The organism is Nocardioides sp. (assembly GCF_025965415.1).
In the GTDB taxonomy this organism is placed as follows: domain Bacteria; phylum Actinomycetota; class Actinomycetes; order Propionibacteriales; family Nocardioidaceae; genus Nocardioides.
Window position 1 is genome coordinate 35133 of the sequence record NZ_JAOPWY010000114.1, and the last position, 15123, is coordinate 50255.

15 protein-coding genes and 1 pseudogene are annotated in these 15123 nt (G+C 69.2%); 5 read left to right on the forward strand and 11 right to left on the reverse strand.

Annotated features, from left to right (window positions below; genetic code table 11):
• Position 1: 1 nt before the first annotated feature.
• The 9 genes from JWN97_RS12160 to JWN97_RS12200 all read right to left on the reverse strand — a co-directional run bounded on the left by JWN97_RS12160 (position 2) and on the right by JWN97_RS12200 (position 8770).
• Complete coding sequence (locus JWN97_RS12160) at positions 2 to 1333, reverse strand: ATP-binding protein (RefSeq protein WP_297622856.1); 1332 nt, start codon at positions 1331 to 1333, stop codon at positions 2 to 4.
• Between the two features lie 203 nt (positions 1334 to 1536).
• Positions 1537 to 3045, reverse strand: coding sequence for an SCO6880 family protein (locus JWN97_RS12165; RefSeq protein ID WP_297622858.1), 1509 nt, complete (start codon positions 3043 to 3045; stop codon positions 1537 to 1539).
• A 15-nt stretch (positions 3046 to 3060) separates the two neighbouring features.
• A complete protein-coding gene (locus JWN97_RS12170) occupies positions 3061 to 4488 on the reverse strand; it encodes a type IV secretion system protein (RefSeq protein ID WP_297622861.1) in 1428 nt (475 codons plus the stop codon).
• A gap of 401 nt (positions 4489 to 4889) precedes the next feature.
• Positions 4890 to 5606, reverse strand: coding sequence for a hypothetical protein (locus JWN97_RS12175; protein ID WP_297622863.1), 717 nt, complete (start codon positions 5604 to 5606; stop codon positions 4890 to 4892).
• Positions 5606 to 6454, reverse strand: a complete 849-nt coding sequence (locus JWN97_RS12180; RefSeq protein ID WP_297622865.1) for a hypothetical protein — start codon at positions 6452 to 6454, stop codon at positions 5606 to 5608. Before JWN97_RS12180 ends, JWN97_RS12175 begins: the two co-directional genes overlap by 1 nt.
• Complete coding sequence (locus JWN97_RS12185) at positions 6454 to 6756, reverse strand: hypothetical protein (RefSeq protein WP_297622867.1); 303 nt, start codon at positions 6754 to 6756, stop codon at positions 6454 to 6456. Before JWN97_RS12185 ends, JWN97_RS12180 begins: the two co-directional genes overlap by 1 nt.
• Positions 6757 to 6802: 46 nt before the next feature.
• Entirely contained in the window at positions 6803 to 7537 is a 735-nt protein-coding gene (locus JWN97_RS12190; RefSeq protein ID WP_297622869.1) for a hypothetical protein, read from the reverse strand.
• A 110-nt stretch (positions 7538 to 7647) separates the two neighbouring features.
• Complete coding sequence (locus JWN97_RS12195; RefSeq protein ID WP_297622870.1) at positions 7648 to 7869, reverse strand: hypothetical protein; 222 nt, start codon at positions 7867 to 7869, stop codon at positions 7648 to 7650.
• A gap of 46 nt (positions 7870 to 7915) precedes the next feature.
• On the reverse strand, positions 7916 to 8770 hold the full coding sequence (locus tag JWN97_RS12200; RefSeq protein WP_297622872.1) for a hypothetical protein: 855 nt from the start codon (positions 8768 to 8770) through the stop codon (positions 7916 to 7918).
• 328 nt (positions 8771 to 9098) lie between these two features.
• Between JWN97_RS12200 and JWN97_RS12205 the strand changes: the two genes are divergently transcribed.
• The gene (locus JWN97_RS12205; RefSeq protein ID WP_297622874.1) at positions 9099 to 9536 is read left to right on the forward strand and encodes a hypothetical protein; all 438 of its coding nucleotides are present in this window, start codon (positions 9099 to 9101) and stop codon (positions 9534 to 9536) included.
• Between the two features lie 400 nt (positions 9537 to 9936).
• On the opposite strand, the gene JWN97_RS12210 is transcribed toward JWN97_RS12205, so the two are convergent.
• On the reverse strand, positions 9937 to 10572 hold the full coding sequence (locus tag JWN97_RS12210) for a hypothetical protein (RefSeq protein ID WP_297622876.1): 636 nt from the start codon (positions 10570 to 10572) through the stop codon (positions 9937 to 9939).
• Between the two features lie 115 nt (positions 10573 to 10687).
• Positions 10688 to 11218 carry a hypothetical protein gene (locus JWN97_RS12215; protein ID WP_297622878.1) on the reverse strand — a complete coding sequence of 177 codons (531 nt, stop codon included), beginning with the start codon at positions 11216 to 11218 and terminating at the stop codon, positions 10688 to 10690.
• Positions 11219 to 11820: 602 nt separating this feature from the next.
• On the opposite strand from JWN97_RS12215, the gene JWN97_RS12220 reads away from it, so the two are divergent.
• From JWN97_RS12220 to JWN97_RS12235, 4 genes and pseudogenes are all read left to right on the forward strand, one after another.
• The gene (locus tag JWN97_RS12220; protein ID WP_297622880.1) at positions 11821 to 12132 is read left to right on the forward strand and encodes a hypothetical protein; all 312 of its coding nucleotides are present in this window, start codon (positions 11821 to 11823) and stop codon (positions 12130 to 12132) included.
• Positions 12122 to 13657, forward strand: coding sequence for a hypothetical protein (locus tag JWN97_RS12225; protein WP_297622882.1), 1536 nt, complete (start codon positions 12122 to 12124; stop codon positions 13655 to 13657). The genes JWN97_RS12220 and JWN97_RS12225 overlap by 11 nt, the downstream gene beginning before the upstream one ends.
• Positions 13658 to 13719: 62 nt before the next feature.
• Positions 13720 to 14202, forward strand: a complete 483-nt coding sequence (locus JWN97_RS12230) for a helix-turn-helix domain-containing protein (RefSeq protein ID WP_297622884.1) — start codon at positions 13720 to 13722, stop codon at positions 14200 to 14202.
• Positions 14203 to 14283: 81 nt separating this feature from the next.
• Positions 14284 to 15123 (forward strand): annotated as a pseudogene (locus JWN97_RS12235) (hypothetical protein); the annotation flags it as partial.

The window sequence follows — 15123 nt, forward strand, 5'->3', positions numbered from 1 at the left end:
TTCAGGACGCGGCCGCGATGGCGTCGTTGGTGTAGAACAGCTGCCGCTCGACCGGGTGCAGCACGGTCTGCACCTTGTAGGCGGACTCGCCCACGCTCCACAGGGCCCGGCCCTTGCCCTGCATCGCCCAGCCGCTGACCAGGGACTGGGCGATCGGCCCGAGTCCGAGCATCGAGTCGAGCTCCTCGGCGACCCTGGGTTTTTGCCCGCCGAGGATCTTGATGTCGGCAAGCTCGAGCAGATCCTTGGCGATCATGGCGGCCTGTGAACCGGCGTCACCGACCGAGAGCAGGTCGGAGGGCTTGTGCAGGTTGGCGAACTGGATGTCTCCGCCCTTGCCGGCCATGCCGCGGGAGAGCCGCAGGTCGGCGTCGAAGCTCATCACTGCCGCCACTCCGAGGCGCATCTGCTTCCAGACCTCGTCTCGGACCACGATGCGTAGGTCGCCGGGCTCGGCGATCTCGCGCAGGCCACGGCCCCAGGAGTTGAGGCACAGCAACGCGATGCCCATCGCCTCGTCCCCCAGAGGGTCGAGCCGCGACAGGCTCAAGGACTGGATCGGTGCGCGCCAGTCGATCTCGATGTTGGTGTGCTCGTCGAACAGTCCGGCCAGGGTGCCCGTCACGAGCTGACCCAGCGCGTTGCGGAGCAGCCTGGTCTCGTCGAGGAACTGGCGTTCGCTCTCGTAGCGCGATAGGGCGATGAGGTCCTGGGTGGGGTTGTGCAGCAGGTGCCACAGCTCGGGGATGGTGGTCTCGCGTACCCGGGTGTCGCCGGCCGCGTAGCCGGTGAGGATCTGCAGCCCGGTACGGACCACGTCGCTTTCGTCGGGTCCGAACGGCACATGGGCCTGACCGATCTTCATGCTGCCGATGAGTCCCCGGACCAGGGTCAGCCAGCGTCCGAAGAGGATCGTGGCCCGCTGCTGGGCCTCCGCGGCCGAGAGGTCGTCCCAGCCGTGCGCGAGCGGGCCTATCGACATGGGGTTGATCCGCGTGCCCATCCCGGGGCCGATCACGAACGGCTGCACGCCATGTGCCCGGCACAGCGCCTCGTACTCGTCCTTCGGATCGCCGAGGACCAGAGTGCGGTACCCGAACGGCATCATCCGGTTACAGAAGCTCTTGGTCGTCCCGGACTTCCCAGTGCCGGGTTTGGCGAACTGGAAGATGTTCGGGTTGGTCACCGGCACGTCGTCACGCAGCACCCACCCGAACGGGTCGCAGTAGAACGACCCGCCCGACAGCTGGTCGATACCCATCAGGGCGCCAGAGGGCGGCAGGGCTGGCGCGGAGATGAACGGCCACAGCACCGGCGCCTGATCGGACGTCATCCGCCACGCCGCCGCAGGCGCCTTCGCCGGCGCCCACCCTCGGCCGCGGCGCGTAGCACCGCGCGACGGCAGGTGACGCCACAGCTTCGGCTCCTTGACCGGTGCCGCCGGCGCAGGAACGGCGGGCAGATCGTGGCCGAAGTCAGCGAGTAGAGACGCGACATCCCTGCTCTCGCCTATGCGGGCGCTTCGACTTTTCGCCATCACGCGGCCCCGTTCCGGGTGAGGCTGATCCCCATCGGCACCGTGGAGGCAGCGAACCCGACGTCTTGGGCCAGGTCGAGCCGCAGCGGCGCGAAGCCGGACCGGCGCACCGCCGCGTCCAGACGGCGGCCGAACTCCGTGATCCGCATCGTCTTCGGAACGGTGACGGTCGCTACGGCGTACGGGCGAGTGAGCGCGCTCCCCCGGGCCAGCTTCGCGTCGAACCCTCGAGTCTTGCTCTGGGCGTCTCGCTGGGCGGCCCGGGTCTTGCGGCCGAGCTTGTCGTTGACGCCTTGGGACAGGTCGGCGGCCCACTCCGCGTTGCCGGACTGCCGGTCCGCCTTGGCCTGCGACATGATCGGGTAGGCGACCAGGAAGGACCGCCGCTCGCCGGCCTCGCTGGGAGTCAGGACCGGAGCCAGCGCCCCCATCACGGCTCCCCGGTTCGGGAGCTTGAGGGTGGCGCTGATCGAGTTCCACGCGTCGTGGCTGTAGTGCCGCACGGTGGTGTCCGCGCCCGAGGGGCCAGCCATGGCCCAGGGCACGTCGGCGTTGACCCCGGCATCGGCTGCGCGTTGTGCCAGCGCCTCGATGATTCCGGCCCGGTCCCCCGGGGCGAACCCGGTACGACACGCCATGGACAGTTCGGGGCTTCGCAACCACCGCACCGACGTCATGCCCAGCGGACCCATCAGGTGGGCCTCGACCTCACCCATGAGCAGGTAGATCTCCCGGCACCGGCCTTCCAGGCCACCACCGGACTCCTTCGCGGCGCGGGCAATCCGGGTCTCCGGCACCACGATCGTCACGAACGTCTCGGTGCGCACCGACGCTTGGGTGAGGCTGTGGGCCAGGTCGGTGTTGACCTGCTCAGCCAGGACGGGCGACCCCGGCCGACGGTGCCGGGAGACCCACAGCTCCCGCTCCGCGCCGTCCTCGGGAACGGTACGAACCAGGATGAGGAGCTCGTCGATCTTCTCGGTGCGGGCCGCGACGTCCAGGAGACCGGCCAGTGCCTCGCCGTAGGCGTGGCGGGCGCTGGCGTCCTGCATCCCGATGCCCGGGTGGACCACGGCTGCGGTCACCGCCCAGGTGCGGGTGGCGTGGTTCTGGATGATGGCGACCCGGGTCATCTGAGGCCCTTGCGGTGGGCCCTCGTGCACCTGGACGCCTTGGAGCACTCCCGGGAGGTCGGGTGTGGCGAGGTCCTCGGCTTTGCCGGCGGTTGCAGCGGCTCGGAAGGACGTCCAGCCGGCCAGCCCACCCGCGGCATAGTTGAGCGACGCGGCCAACCACCCGAGCGCCGAGCGGCCGTGCACGGGCACGATCGTGACCAGCAGCATCACCACCCAGATCGGGGCAAAGAGCAGCGCCGACGTCCACGCGCTGCGGCTGATCGACCAGAACACCGGGAGGATGGTCACCGCCAAGAACCCGAGCTGAAACCCGGAGAGTCCGAAGAACCAGCCGATGCGGTCACGGGTGTAGGCGCTGTACGTCGTACTCATGATGGACTCGCTTCCTTAGGCGACGGGCGGGATCACGGCGGCACCGCCCCCAGCGACGCCGCCAGGGGCGGCCCCTCCTGCCGGCAGAGCCCCCGATGCGCCACCGGCAACAGCGGGCGTGGACCAGGGATTCGGTGCGGCGTCGGGCGCGGCAGGGCTGCCGGTACCGACCCGGTTTCCGGGGAGTGGTGACGCCGGTCGCGTCGCCGGGCTCGGCGGGCTTCCAACGTCGCCGTCGGAGGAGTTGTCGTCGGAGGGTTCGGGCCGCCCACCCGAACCGGACCCGGACTGGCCGCCACGGCCGCGGCTGCCCATTGCGCTGAAGTCCGGGCCGTAGATGCCCTGACCCACACCGGCCTGGTTGGACGCGTCCGACATGAGTGAGACCGCCATGCCGCCGGCCTTGGTGACCATCCCCATTCCAGCGGCAGCGGCCTGGCCCATCGGGCCGAGCGTGCCGATGAGGCCCTGGGCGGACTTGTTGAACCGGTCGCCGGTGGCATCCTCGGCAGTCTGCTCACCCGATGACCGGCCGTTCCCATCGGCGCTGGCGGCAGTCGCGGAACCGCCGCCTGCCCCGCCCGCTCCCCCACCCGCGCCGCCGCCGGACAGGAGACCTTGTACGCCACCAACAGCGGCCATCCCGTGGCGGAACGAGGCACCCGAGGGGGTGCCCGGGTCGACGAACGCCAACAGCTTGAACAAAGCCAGGGGCGCGACCACGCTGACCAAGATGAGCATCACCGCCGGCAGTGCGGTGCCGACTGCCTTCTGGGCGCCGTCGGACATGGAGGCGGCCACCCCGTTGCTGAACTGCACCCCGATGCCGAGCACGAGCACCATCAACACCGGTGTGAACGCGGCGGCGTGGAACCAGCGGAGGCTCTTCCAGAACCACGACCTGGTCGCATCGGCCACCAGCCCGGCCGCGGCGATGGGCCCGGTGGCAGCGAGCACCAGCAGCGACGCAGCCCGGGCCAGGTAGACGAGAATGTGGCCGATCGCGGCCAACCACAAGAACACGCCGAGGAACGCCAGCACCGTGGCCGTGCCGGCGTCGGTGATGTCCTCGGTCGAGACGCCCTTCAGGGGGTCGAAGTCCGGCCAGGTCTGGATGCTCAGAAGCGCGTTCATCAGCGCCCTGGACAGGGCCCCGCAGGCCGCGACGATGACCGCGCAGTAGCCGAACCAGCAGGCGTAGGCCAGCACGAACTGGGCGGCACCGATCACGGCTCGCGCCAGGCTCTTGCCCTCGCGTTTGAAGGCGGCCGCGCCCAGCTGCACCAACACCAGGACCGTGGCCAGCGCGCCGGCCATCCACAACGTGAACGCGTAGACGTCACGGCCCGGTCCGTCACTGCCGATGTCGGGGGTGAGGAAGGCCTCGGAGAAGGTGAGCACGATGCGCAGCACGAACAGGCCCGAGGCCCAGACGGCCATCATGGCTGATGTCCACACGTCCGCGGCCGCCTTCGCGATCGTCGAACCCAGGTCGTCGAGCGGGTTGAGATCGATGTCAGGGACCAGGTCGATCTTCGCGGCCGGCGGTGTGCGATGTCTGCCCGGCCGCGCGGGTTCGGTGGCGCACAGCGAGTCCAGGGTCGAGCACGTCGCGGGTTCGCGGTGACGTCGATCGGCGGCTCTCCTGGCCCGCTCGGACGTAGAGAGAGTCACCGTCGCAGTGCTGCTGACCGTGGCGGTGCTGGAGCCATTGCTGGTGCTGGTGCTGGCGGCGGTGGCCGGACTAGCCGGACCGAGGAGGAGCCCGGCGGCAAGGCAGGCGACGATGAACCTGAACGGTCGTGCGAGCATCCCGCCGCACCGGCGCCCGCACCCAGGTGTCGTCATCGGTTCACGTCCTCGATCAGCACCCAGCCGGCGCGGGTGAACGCGTCGCTGCCCGAGGCGGCAGTGGGTGGCTGCTGCTCGGCGAGGTCGCGGCGCAGGTCAGCCGCGGGTGTGATCAGTCGCCAGTCGCCGCTCCACCTGAGCAGCTGCGTGCCGACATAGAGGTGGTCCTTGATTTCGGCGGTGGTCGAGGTCAGCGTGATCCAGCTGAGGAGGTGGACCGCGTACAGCTCGGGGGCGACCTCGTGGACGGTGTAGGCCAGGGGTGTGGCGGCGTACGATGCCGGAGGCGGTGGCGGCTCCGTCGCCCCGACACCCGCCTGAGCGCGCCGGTCGGCCACCGCGGCCCGCGCGCGGTCCTCGTAGGCAACCCGTTCTGCGGGGTCGGCATAGGCGGCGGCCACGGCGGCCGCCTGATCGGGGTCGAACCCGATCTGGGCGCGCGTCACCGCCACCGCGGTGGCCACCGCGCCCACCTCGTCGTGCGCGAAGCCAGTTGGGAGCCCGTCAACGTGACGTGTGCCGGTGAGCAGCGACGCATGGGGTGTTGCCTCGGCGGAGATCGCGCGCACTCCAGCGCGCGTGCCGTCCGCCGAGGCTGCTCGAGTGGCGTCGGGGGGATCGCGATGCAGGGAGACCGCACCGACGGTCACTGCGGCGAGCACCGCGACGGCGACGAGAACGAGCGTGCTTCGCAGGGAGACCCGCGTCATCACTGTCCTGCCGCCTCTGGCTCGGTGGTCACCCACGTGGCCCAGCCGGCCTCGACCGCCAGCGGGGTCTGGGGCCAGGTCGAGGGCGCCGGGGCAGGTGGGGCGCCGGGCGCGATCATCCAGCGGCCACCGACCCACTGCATGCGCTCGCAATGTCCCAGGGCGGTCTGTCCCTCGCTCCGGTAGGTGGCGGTGACCTTCATCAGCACGCACACGGTTGTCCAGTCCGGCCCGTCGACGCCCTTCACTAGTGCGGCCGCGGGCTCGACGCGGACCCACACCGCTGAGTCCTTGACCTGCCCCATGCCGGCGCCGTCCAGGAAGGCGCGGACGCTGGTGGTGATCCACCACGAGTCGACAGGGGCGCCTCCCGGCAGCGCCCACGCGGCGTGCACCTCGCGTGCGGCGGCCACGCTCATGGCGTGCAGCACCGCAGCGTCGATCTGCGCGAGCTGCCCGATCGCCCCCTGGGGCGTTCGGGGGTACCCAGTCATCACCAGGGCCGGACCCGGCACGGCAGTGCCAGCAGGGACCTTGATCGTGGAACCGTCTGAACTGGTCTGTTCGGTGGGCCTGGCCGCAGTCGGGCTGACCTCGAGCATCAGCGCGGCCGCGATCGCGTCGCGTCGCTGCGGTCCCGCCTCAGGAAGAGACGACTCGCCGGTCCCGGGCGACGAAGCCTTCGTCGTAGTGACGGTGTGCACCCCGGAGATCGCGAGGTAGATCCCGTACGCCAGGGCGCACAAGAGCACGGCGGCCACCCCGCCGGCGGCGGCGAGGATCCCCACCAGCCGCCCGCGGCTCCACCCCGCCGGCGAGTTCTGGGACGTAGTAACGGCTGCGTCCATCAGATGCAGCCGCTGCCGAGGAGGGCGCTGAGCATGCTGGGCAGCACCAGATATCCGATGGCGGCCAAGAAGACGACCACCACCGAGATGACGCCGACCTTCGAGGCGTGGGGCATGGCGAACACGCGGCCGGCGACGATCGCGCCGATGGCGATGACGATGCCGATCACGAAGAGGATGCCGACGCCCCACAGCACGTATCCCGTGATTGTGTCGGTGGGGACCTGGGCGCCCGCTGGCGCCTTGGGGCAGACCGCCATCACGGTCGACGATGCGTGGGCGGTTGCGGTGACGATGTCCATGCCGAGTGCTTCCCTTCGGTTGGGTGTCCTCGCCTCAGGAGGCGAGTCAGGGGTTCGGGGTGGTGCACCTGAGGGCGCCGAGCAGCTGACCGGCAGCCGTGACCAGGGCAGGCGGCACCGGCCGGGAGTCCAGGCCGGTCACGGCGATGCCGCGGCACTCGGGGATCTGCACAAGAGCGCCGCTCGCCAGCACCCGCTGAAGGTGCGGGCCGGCCGCGTGTTCCACGCCTCGGTCCCACCTGCGTCGGCGGGGTCCGCGTACGGCGACCACGACCCGCTCGTCGAGGTGTGGGCTGGCCGGGTCGGTCAGCAAACCGAGGGCCACGCCGAGGCGCCGCATCCCCGGCGTGGTCGCCGGGGTCACCAGGACCAGCAGGTCGGCCTCGGCGACCGAATGGGTGAGCCAGCTCGCGGCGGTGTGCAGCTGGCCGGCCTCCCAACCGACATCGAGGAAGGTGAGGGTGCCCGAGTTGGCTGGCGTGGGGACCGGGACGTCGTCGAGGGCGGCCAGGACCTCACTGGCCCGCTCGAGCAGCACATGCTCGCGCCGGGCCTGGCTCCAGCCACTCGGGTCGACCCCGAGCTCCGCGGTGGCAGCCGAGGCGAGCCCCGACGCGGTCGCCGAGCAACACTCGAGCACCCGCACCGGGCCGGGCGCGGCCAGCGCGGCCGACAGCGCAAGGGTGCTGGCGCCGGCCGAGCCCACACATCCCACGATCGCCACCGTCCGCTCGCCCTTGGCCCGCGTCCACTCGGCCGCGACCGCAGTCCGGCAGGGCACGATGGGTCCGACTCCTTCAGGTCGAAACGTCCCGGCGGTCACGGCCTGCCAGGCTCGCTTGAGCTCGTCGACTGCCACCGGACGCACCGGACTTGCGGTAGTCGTCCTCGTCATGCGCTGATCCCTCGGACGCTGATCGTCCGGCGGCGGGCCACGGCGTCCTGGACCTCGGCGGACGTCAGTTCAGACAGCTCGCGCTGGGCGGCATGTGCCTGAGTCAGCTGCTCCAGGCAGTCGGTGAGGTGTCGGATCACCAGTGCCTCACTGGCAGCGATCTCCAACAGCTCAGCCACCCCCTCCGGGCTCCGCGCTGCCGACCTGTCGTGGGTCATCTGGACCACCTCCACTCCCCTACGTCCGCTGGGCCGGTGTCGGCCGTCAACAGGCATTGGTGAACCTCGGCGCCGCGTCGGCCAACGCGCGGACGGTGCGCGAGGTGTGGCGTCGCACCGTGCTTTCCGAGACCCCCATACGGGCTGCGACCCGACGCGACAGCTCGTTGCTCATGAACCCGCCGCACCCGCGTCGCAGGTTGCGGGTCTCCAACGCGGCCGCCTCTTCCAGGACCGAAGCGAGCAGCTGCCCGTCGCTGGATGAGATCACCTCCGACTCGTCCGCCCACGCCAGCAGGTCGGCGAGCTCCGAGACCGCTTCGCCGCCGTGCTCGTCTGTCGCCGGGGGTGCCGCGTTGACTGGGTCGTCTGTCACGAGCGTGCGCGCCCAGGAGCGGTCACGGCGCTCCACCTGGAAGTGGTCGCCCAGCTCCAGCAACACCGCGGCACGAGTGTCAAGCAGGATGTTCGCGGCCACCCGCCGTATCCGCTGCCACCCGACTGTGCGGACTTCGATCCACAGCTGGGAAGCGACGAGCTCGTCGACGACGCTGGCCGTACCCACGCTGACTGCGGGTTGGTTGTCGCGGAAGGGCTGGCTCTTGTGCCGCCGGTGCAGCCAGGCGGCGAGCTGACATGCGCCCGGCATCAGGCACTTGGCGAGCACGCCCGCGGCCACGACGTCGTTGCCGCCGTCCGGTGCCGCCAGCTCTGCCAACGCCAAGAAGATGTCGTCGATCGCCTCGTAGTCGGCTTCGCGGAGCCACGGCCGCAGCTGGTCGTATTCGGCGACAACCCGGAACCGGGCATCAGCCTCCGACCACTCAGCCCAGCGGCACCGAGCAATCTCCAACAGCTCGCCGCCGTCCTCCAGGCCAAGTAGTTCTTCCACTGCACTCATCGATCAAACTCCTTCCACGACATGAATCAGCACGTCGTGAAGGTCGCCGAGCGGCGTCCCCGTACCCGTCCCCCCATCCCGTAGAACGCGTGGGGGGACGCCCCCGCCGAAGCGCGTTTACGCAGGCCAGAGGGCGTCCCCCCGAAAGTGGAAGGGGCCCCGGTGCTCGCTACCTCCAAGGCCGGTCCCCACAACTAGATGTAGAGGATGCGTCTCGCGCGCCGGCGCCGCGTGACTACTCTGCGCGTCGAGAGCGCTCAGCTCACCGTGGCGGGCGGGCACCGCGTGGCGACCGGCCGACCCGGCCCTTCCCGCCTAGCCTGAAAGCGTGGTGACCATGCCTCTGTGGGCCGTGTTTGCGGTCAGCTTCGGCGCCCCGGTGCTCGCGTTCCTCGGGGTGCTCTTCGCGCAGCTCGTCGGCAGGAAGGGCGCCAAAGAATTGGAGACCCGTTCCAAGCGTGAAGAGACGATGCGCAACCTTCGGTGGGCCGCCGAGCTCGCCGTAACCGACGACGAGGCGAAGTCTGCGCTCGGTGTCGCACAACTCGTCGCCCTTGGAGACTCCGACCTGCTCGACGTCGACCAACAGCTCTTCGTCGATGCGGCGCTCGCAGCGGTTGTGAACGACGCCGTCCAAGAGGTCGAAGCCGCGGGACCAGAGGTCGAAGTCGTGCGCGACTGGGAGCCCTCTTCGCTGGAACCGCCACCCTCGGACGACCTAGACTCAACACAGGACGACGAAGCGGAAGGATCTGCCGATGGCTAAGCGAGTCACAGTGACGGGCGCTGAACAGTCCGCTGCTCGCAACATCATCAAGCGGAATACGGCCAAGGGCGTGACCACGCGTTCGTCCGTCACGAAAATTGCCAACGCCCGGTCGTCTTCGACAGGTCGACACCTGAGCGCGTCGACGGCAGCCAGGAAGCCTCAAGCATCCTGACCTGGCCCTCCGGCCGTGGTGTCACCATTCGAGAAGAGCACGCGGAGCAGTTCTGGTGAGGTCGCGCAGCTCGCGACCCGCTCGACCAGAGCCGTATTCCGCCGCCGCAACTGGTCGCGACCAGGCGCACTGACGAGGCGTTTGACCTCGCGACCGCGGTTTGCTCCTACTCAGGACGTGGCTGAGCCGCAACCGCCCTGCGTACGGCATCTCCCGCCCCTGCCCCTACTGGGTAAGGACCTGGGCCTCGCCGACCCTGACGTCCTCGGTGCTGGCCAGATCGAACTCCATCGTCCCAGTCATCCCACCACCGGCCCACTCAACCACCCAGTACGACGAGGCAGTCACCGTGTACGCACCCGCGGGCTGATCCGCGCTCGTGAGCTGGTAGCGGTGGCCACAGGTCGGAGAATCCTTCTTTCCGAAATGATCTGCATACGGCGTGCCCGTCCCACACGAGATCGGTTCCGAGCCGTCGCCCATGTCCCACACGACCTCGACGACGGACGCGCTCGCGGTCACCGTGACGCCCGCTTCGGATGCGGACCTAGTGATGGGTCCGTACGTATTCGGCGTCGGGTTCGCGACCCACATCCAGACGGGTAGACCGATCAAGCCCATCCGGTTCTGACCCGGCTCCGGGACGATCCCGATCCCGATCGGCTCGAGATCCATCGCCGCCACCGCTCTAGCGGCCAGCTCGCCCGGATTCACCCAGGTTGTCGGAGGCTCCTCGATCCACACCTTCGGAGGTCCACCGGGCGGGGCGATGTAGGGCGGCGGAGGAGCGCAGTAGTACCAGTCGCCGTCCTCGTCGGTCTTCCCACTAGGCGGCGGGTCCTGCGGGTCAACCCGCGTCACCCAACAACTATGTGCCGCGCTCCACCGCGCACCCTGATTCTCACACGGGATCTCATTGGGCGGTTCGAAGCTGGTTGGAGGCCCACCAGTGGGAAGCACCACGTTCTAATCGACTTCAGCCCGGAACCATGTAGAGACCGCGCTTCGGAGCTTCCATGGCAGGCGCCGCAGGTGTCTCCAGACGCTGCAGTTGCAGGTTCGCTACTGGCTCGCCCAAGCGACACCACAGCGCAGCGAGGACGCTGCCCAACCCGAGGCTGACCACCAGGTCGTCTGCCCGCTCCATTGCTCGTCCGGAAAGCTTCTGCCCGGCGGCGGGCGACAGGTAGCTCAGCGCGATCACCACGCCACCCAGCACGCCGCTCCATGGCCGGTCCTCCACTGCGGCTTGTACGACGCAGATCACGCCAATCACGCCTCGGAATTGCCATGCGATCCCGCCCAGCGGGAGCCGGGACATCCCGCCCGTCATCTCGCGGAACACGGCAGCCAGCACTCGCCACGGGACGGTGACCACCATCATGGCCAGCTCGCCACGCCCGGTCATGGCCCGGTGCCACCCCTCGGTGTGAGCGATCACGGCGGCGACCTCAGAGACGGTGAGCCGTCGCTGGTAGAACGCGTCGAGTAGGCCTGGGGTGATCACCAGAGACTCCTGGCCGAGTCGAACTACCCCTTGAGTCGTGTTCCGCGGCGATCGCCTGATCAACACGTGCCGCTCCTCCAACCCGCACCGGGCCAGGTACGCCTGCAGCGGGGCCCACATCTGAGCTCAGCACATGACGCCGGCCGAGACCAGGTCACCAGCCTCACCGTCGGGGACTCGAGGAAGCCAAGGGCCAGTGCGCCGACCAGGACCGCGAAGACCAGCATGGTCGGCCCTGCGACCGGGTCGGGCAACAGGCTGAAGACCGTCAGCTCGATCATCAGGCTCACCACCAGGACTGGTCCGGCGCGGACCAGGCGCAACAACGGCGTCGGAACGACTCTCAACGCGACCCTCTCCTCTCGGGTGTCCAAAGCCGACGGCGCGCGCGCCGACCATCTCCTGACCGCTCCCGGCGGTCCCTTGCCGTAGGTACTCGTGACCAGTGTGTGCCCAACCGCCGACACCGATGCGGTTATCCACAGGTCGGTGGTCCTAGGGCGTGAGCGGCCGGCCGTGTGGGTTCATCGGGCATCACGGCCAACCGAAGGGAACCCGCGAACGTGAGTGCCTCAGCCACCATCGCCGAGGACTCCCACCGGGTGATCGGGGAGATCGTCGAGCTGCTGCATCAGGCCAGCGAGCAGACGTGGCACGACGCGGCGACCGAGTCGCCGCGCGTGTCCCTGGGGCTGGGGATCGACCTCGCGCACGCGCAGGCAAGCCTCTTGCTGCCTGTCGACTACCAGATCCCGCTCGGGGTCGTGGACGGCCGCACCGTCGCGCAGCTGCTCCGAGATGCAGAGCACCGCACCCAGACTCTGCCGTTGCACCGGCCCGAAATGGCGGAAACCTCCGACCTGGTCGTCGCCCTGTGCGACCTGATCCGCGAGGCCGGTCACCTTGACTGCTAGCGGCGGGCCGGGCAGGTATACCAACGCCGACGTCGAGCTCTTCGACCTCGACCAGCTCACGCACACCAGCGACCAGCGCAGCGTCGGAGAGCTCCTCGTCGACGTCGATCGCCAGGCACGCCTTCTGTTGATCGACGTGACCGAGGACGACGCCGCACAGCTGCTGCATGCCTGGCCGACACTCGTCTCCAGGGCTGTCGACCTGTGGCAGGCACTCCCCCACACCCCCGGGCACCCCGCCCAGACGGCAACCTCCATCGACCGCGTCGCCCAGATCAGCCACAGGATCTCCCAGCGGCTGAGGACCAGCCCATGGCCACCCGCCACGGCTCCCGACCCACGCCTGAGCAACATGGCGAACACCCTCGACCAAGCGGCGTCCCTCGTCCGGCGATTCGCCGACCGCACGCCTCTCAGCGACGCAGCGCGCGAGGACCTCCACGCAGCGCGAGCTCGAATCATGCACAGCCTCTACGTCGCCACCCACGCGGTCACCGTGTCCCTCCTCCAGCACGGCCGAATCCGCTACCACCAAGCCGCAACCAGCCGCCGGCCCTTGGCCACGCCAGCCAACCAGACCCCGTACGCCGTGGCGCCGACCACCGCATGGGTACGGCGAATGTCCGCGGCCGAGGCCGCCGCGGCCAGCTTCGCCCCCCACGGCCGACTCCCCGCCCTGCTCAACGGCGAACAACGCACACCGCCGGCGGACGCCGGCCGGCTCGTTCGAGCCCTGGCCCACTGGGAAGTCCAAGCACACCGAGGACTCGTCTGTCCCGACTGGCTCGACAACATGGTCCTGATCACCCGCACCCAAGCACTCATCACCGGGACCGCCATGGTCCTGGTCACCGCTGCGGCCGCCGGCGGGATACTCGACCTCTCGCCGCGGCTCGGGCCTGCTCTCGAACGATCCGGTGCCGCCTGGAACGACCTCGGCAGCCGCTGGGACGACCTCACGCCTGCGAACGTGCGACCCTCGCCCCAACTACTGGTCGCCGCAAGCGAGATCCGCGCCGCGACACGAAACCTCACCCACGACGGCGCCCCCATGGCGACTCCGCACACGATCGCAACCCGGCCGGGATTCCACGAGGACCTCCAGGCCGTCCTCCACGCGCTCGAGCACGCCGACGAGCTCGCCCACGCCGTCGCCGAGAAGGGCACCACCCCGGGACTCACCGGCCGAGCCCGGGCCCTGTCCATCCGAGCGCACAACGACATCGAAGCCGGCCGCGTCGCCGCCCTCGAAGGCGATGTCGTGTGGGTGTCCCCCACCGACATCCTCGCCAAGCACATGGTCGCCGCTCCACCGCCGGTCACTGAAGGCCTCCGGGCCTCCGGCGAAGCAGTCGTGCAGGCAGCGACGGTCGCTGGAGCTGTTGCCTCGCCGGCTCAGTCGGCTTTGGCGAACGCGCAGTGGGACCAGAGCTCCGCGCCAGTGCCTACGCGCAAGCAGGCCGAGCAACACACGTTATCCACAGGCTGCACTGATCGCTCCGAGCCAGGTCGGCAACATAGGTGACCATCAGACATGGGATGGGTGACGACAACCCCGATCCAGCGGCAGTTGGAGGAGACAAAGAGATGGACAACGTCGAGCAGACTCCCAGCATGGGTGAGGTCATCCAACGCTGGTTGGCCAACACGGCGAACGCACCCGTCAGCACCAGGGCCAGCACCCCAGGTCAGCAGCAAGGCACGGCCATGAAGGAGCAGGAGACGGTGCGTGGTGGCGACCCAGACCCCACCGCACGTGGTGGGCTGGTACTAATCCCCGCCACCATGACCATTGCGCAAGCGGCCGACTACATCGGCATCGCGAAGTCGACCCTCTACACCTGGCGCACGCGGCGCCCCGGTTTCGGGCCACGCGCAGTGAAAGCGGGAGGCGCGCTGCGGTACCGCCGTTCGGACCTCGAAGCATGGCTCGAGGCCCACACCGAGGCACTCGATCTCGCACCGGAACTGGACGCCGAGCAGCACGACCAGGACTCGAGGCTCGACAAGCCGGCCGCGTCCCGCGCTCCAAGGTCCATGTCACGACGGTCCGGTCCACGCAGTCGCTAGCTCGCCCACGTCGACAAGGACGCCGCATTGGCTCGCCCCACACTTCCCCTCGGAACATTCGGGAGGATCACGACCACGGAGGTGCGCTCCGGCGTCTACCGCGCCCGAACCCGTTTCCGCGACTTCGACGGCGTGACCCGCGAAGTCAAGGCGACCGGTCGCAGCACCGCCGCAGCAACGCGAGAGCTCAAGACCAAGATCGCCGACCGGAGCGCACCCACCGGTGACCTCATCGATCCCGACATGCGCATCAGTCACGTCGCCGAGATCTGGCTCTCGCTGTATCGCGCCGAGCAACGCTCGGAAGCAACCACGGCGAACGAGTACCAGCGCGTCATCGAGAACGTCATCAACCCCGCCATCGGCAACATCCGTCTGCGCGAGGCAACAGCTGGGCGCCTGGAACGGCTGATCAGGTCGCAGGAATCGCACAGCCGCCGTAAGAAGACCAAGACGGTGCTCAAGATGATGCTCGACGCTGCTGTCATCGATGACGCGCTCCCCGCCAACCCTGTCTCCTCCACATCGAGGCTCCGTGGCCAGAAGAACGAGATCCAGGCGCTCTCGCTCGCGGATCTCAACGCCGTCCGTTCAGCCGTCGACGCATGGATGACCCAGAAGCGGCCCGGCCCGAAGCCGAGCATGGACATGCCCGACATCATCGACCTGCTGCTCGCTACCGGTTGCCGGATCGGTGAAGTACTCGCGTTGCGATGGACCGACATCGACCTGTCTGCGACCCCGCCGACGGCCACGATCAGCGGGACGATCAAGACGGAGACCGGAAAGGGCACCTACCGCAAGTCCAAGCCCAAGTCCGATGCGTCCAAGCGCACCATCGCCCTGCCGCCGTTCGCGGTCGACGTGCTGATGAGGCGCCGTGCTGAGCAGCCGGCGAATCGGCACCACGCGGTGTTCGCC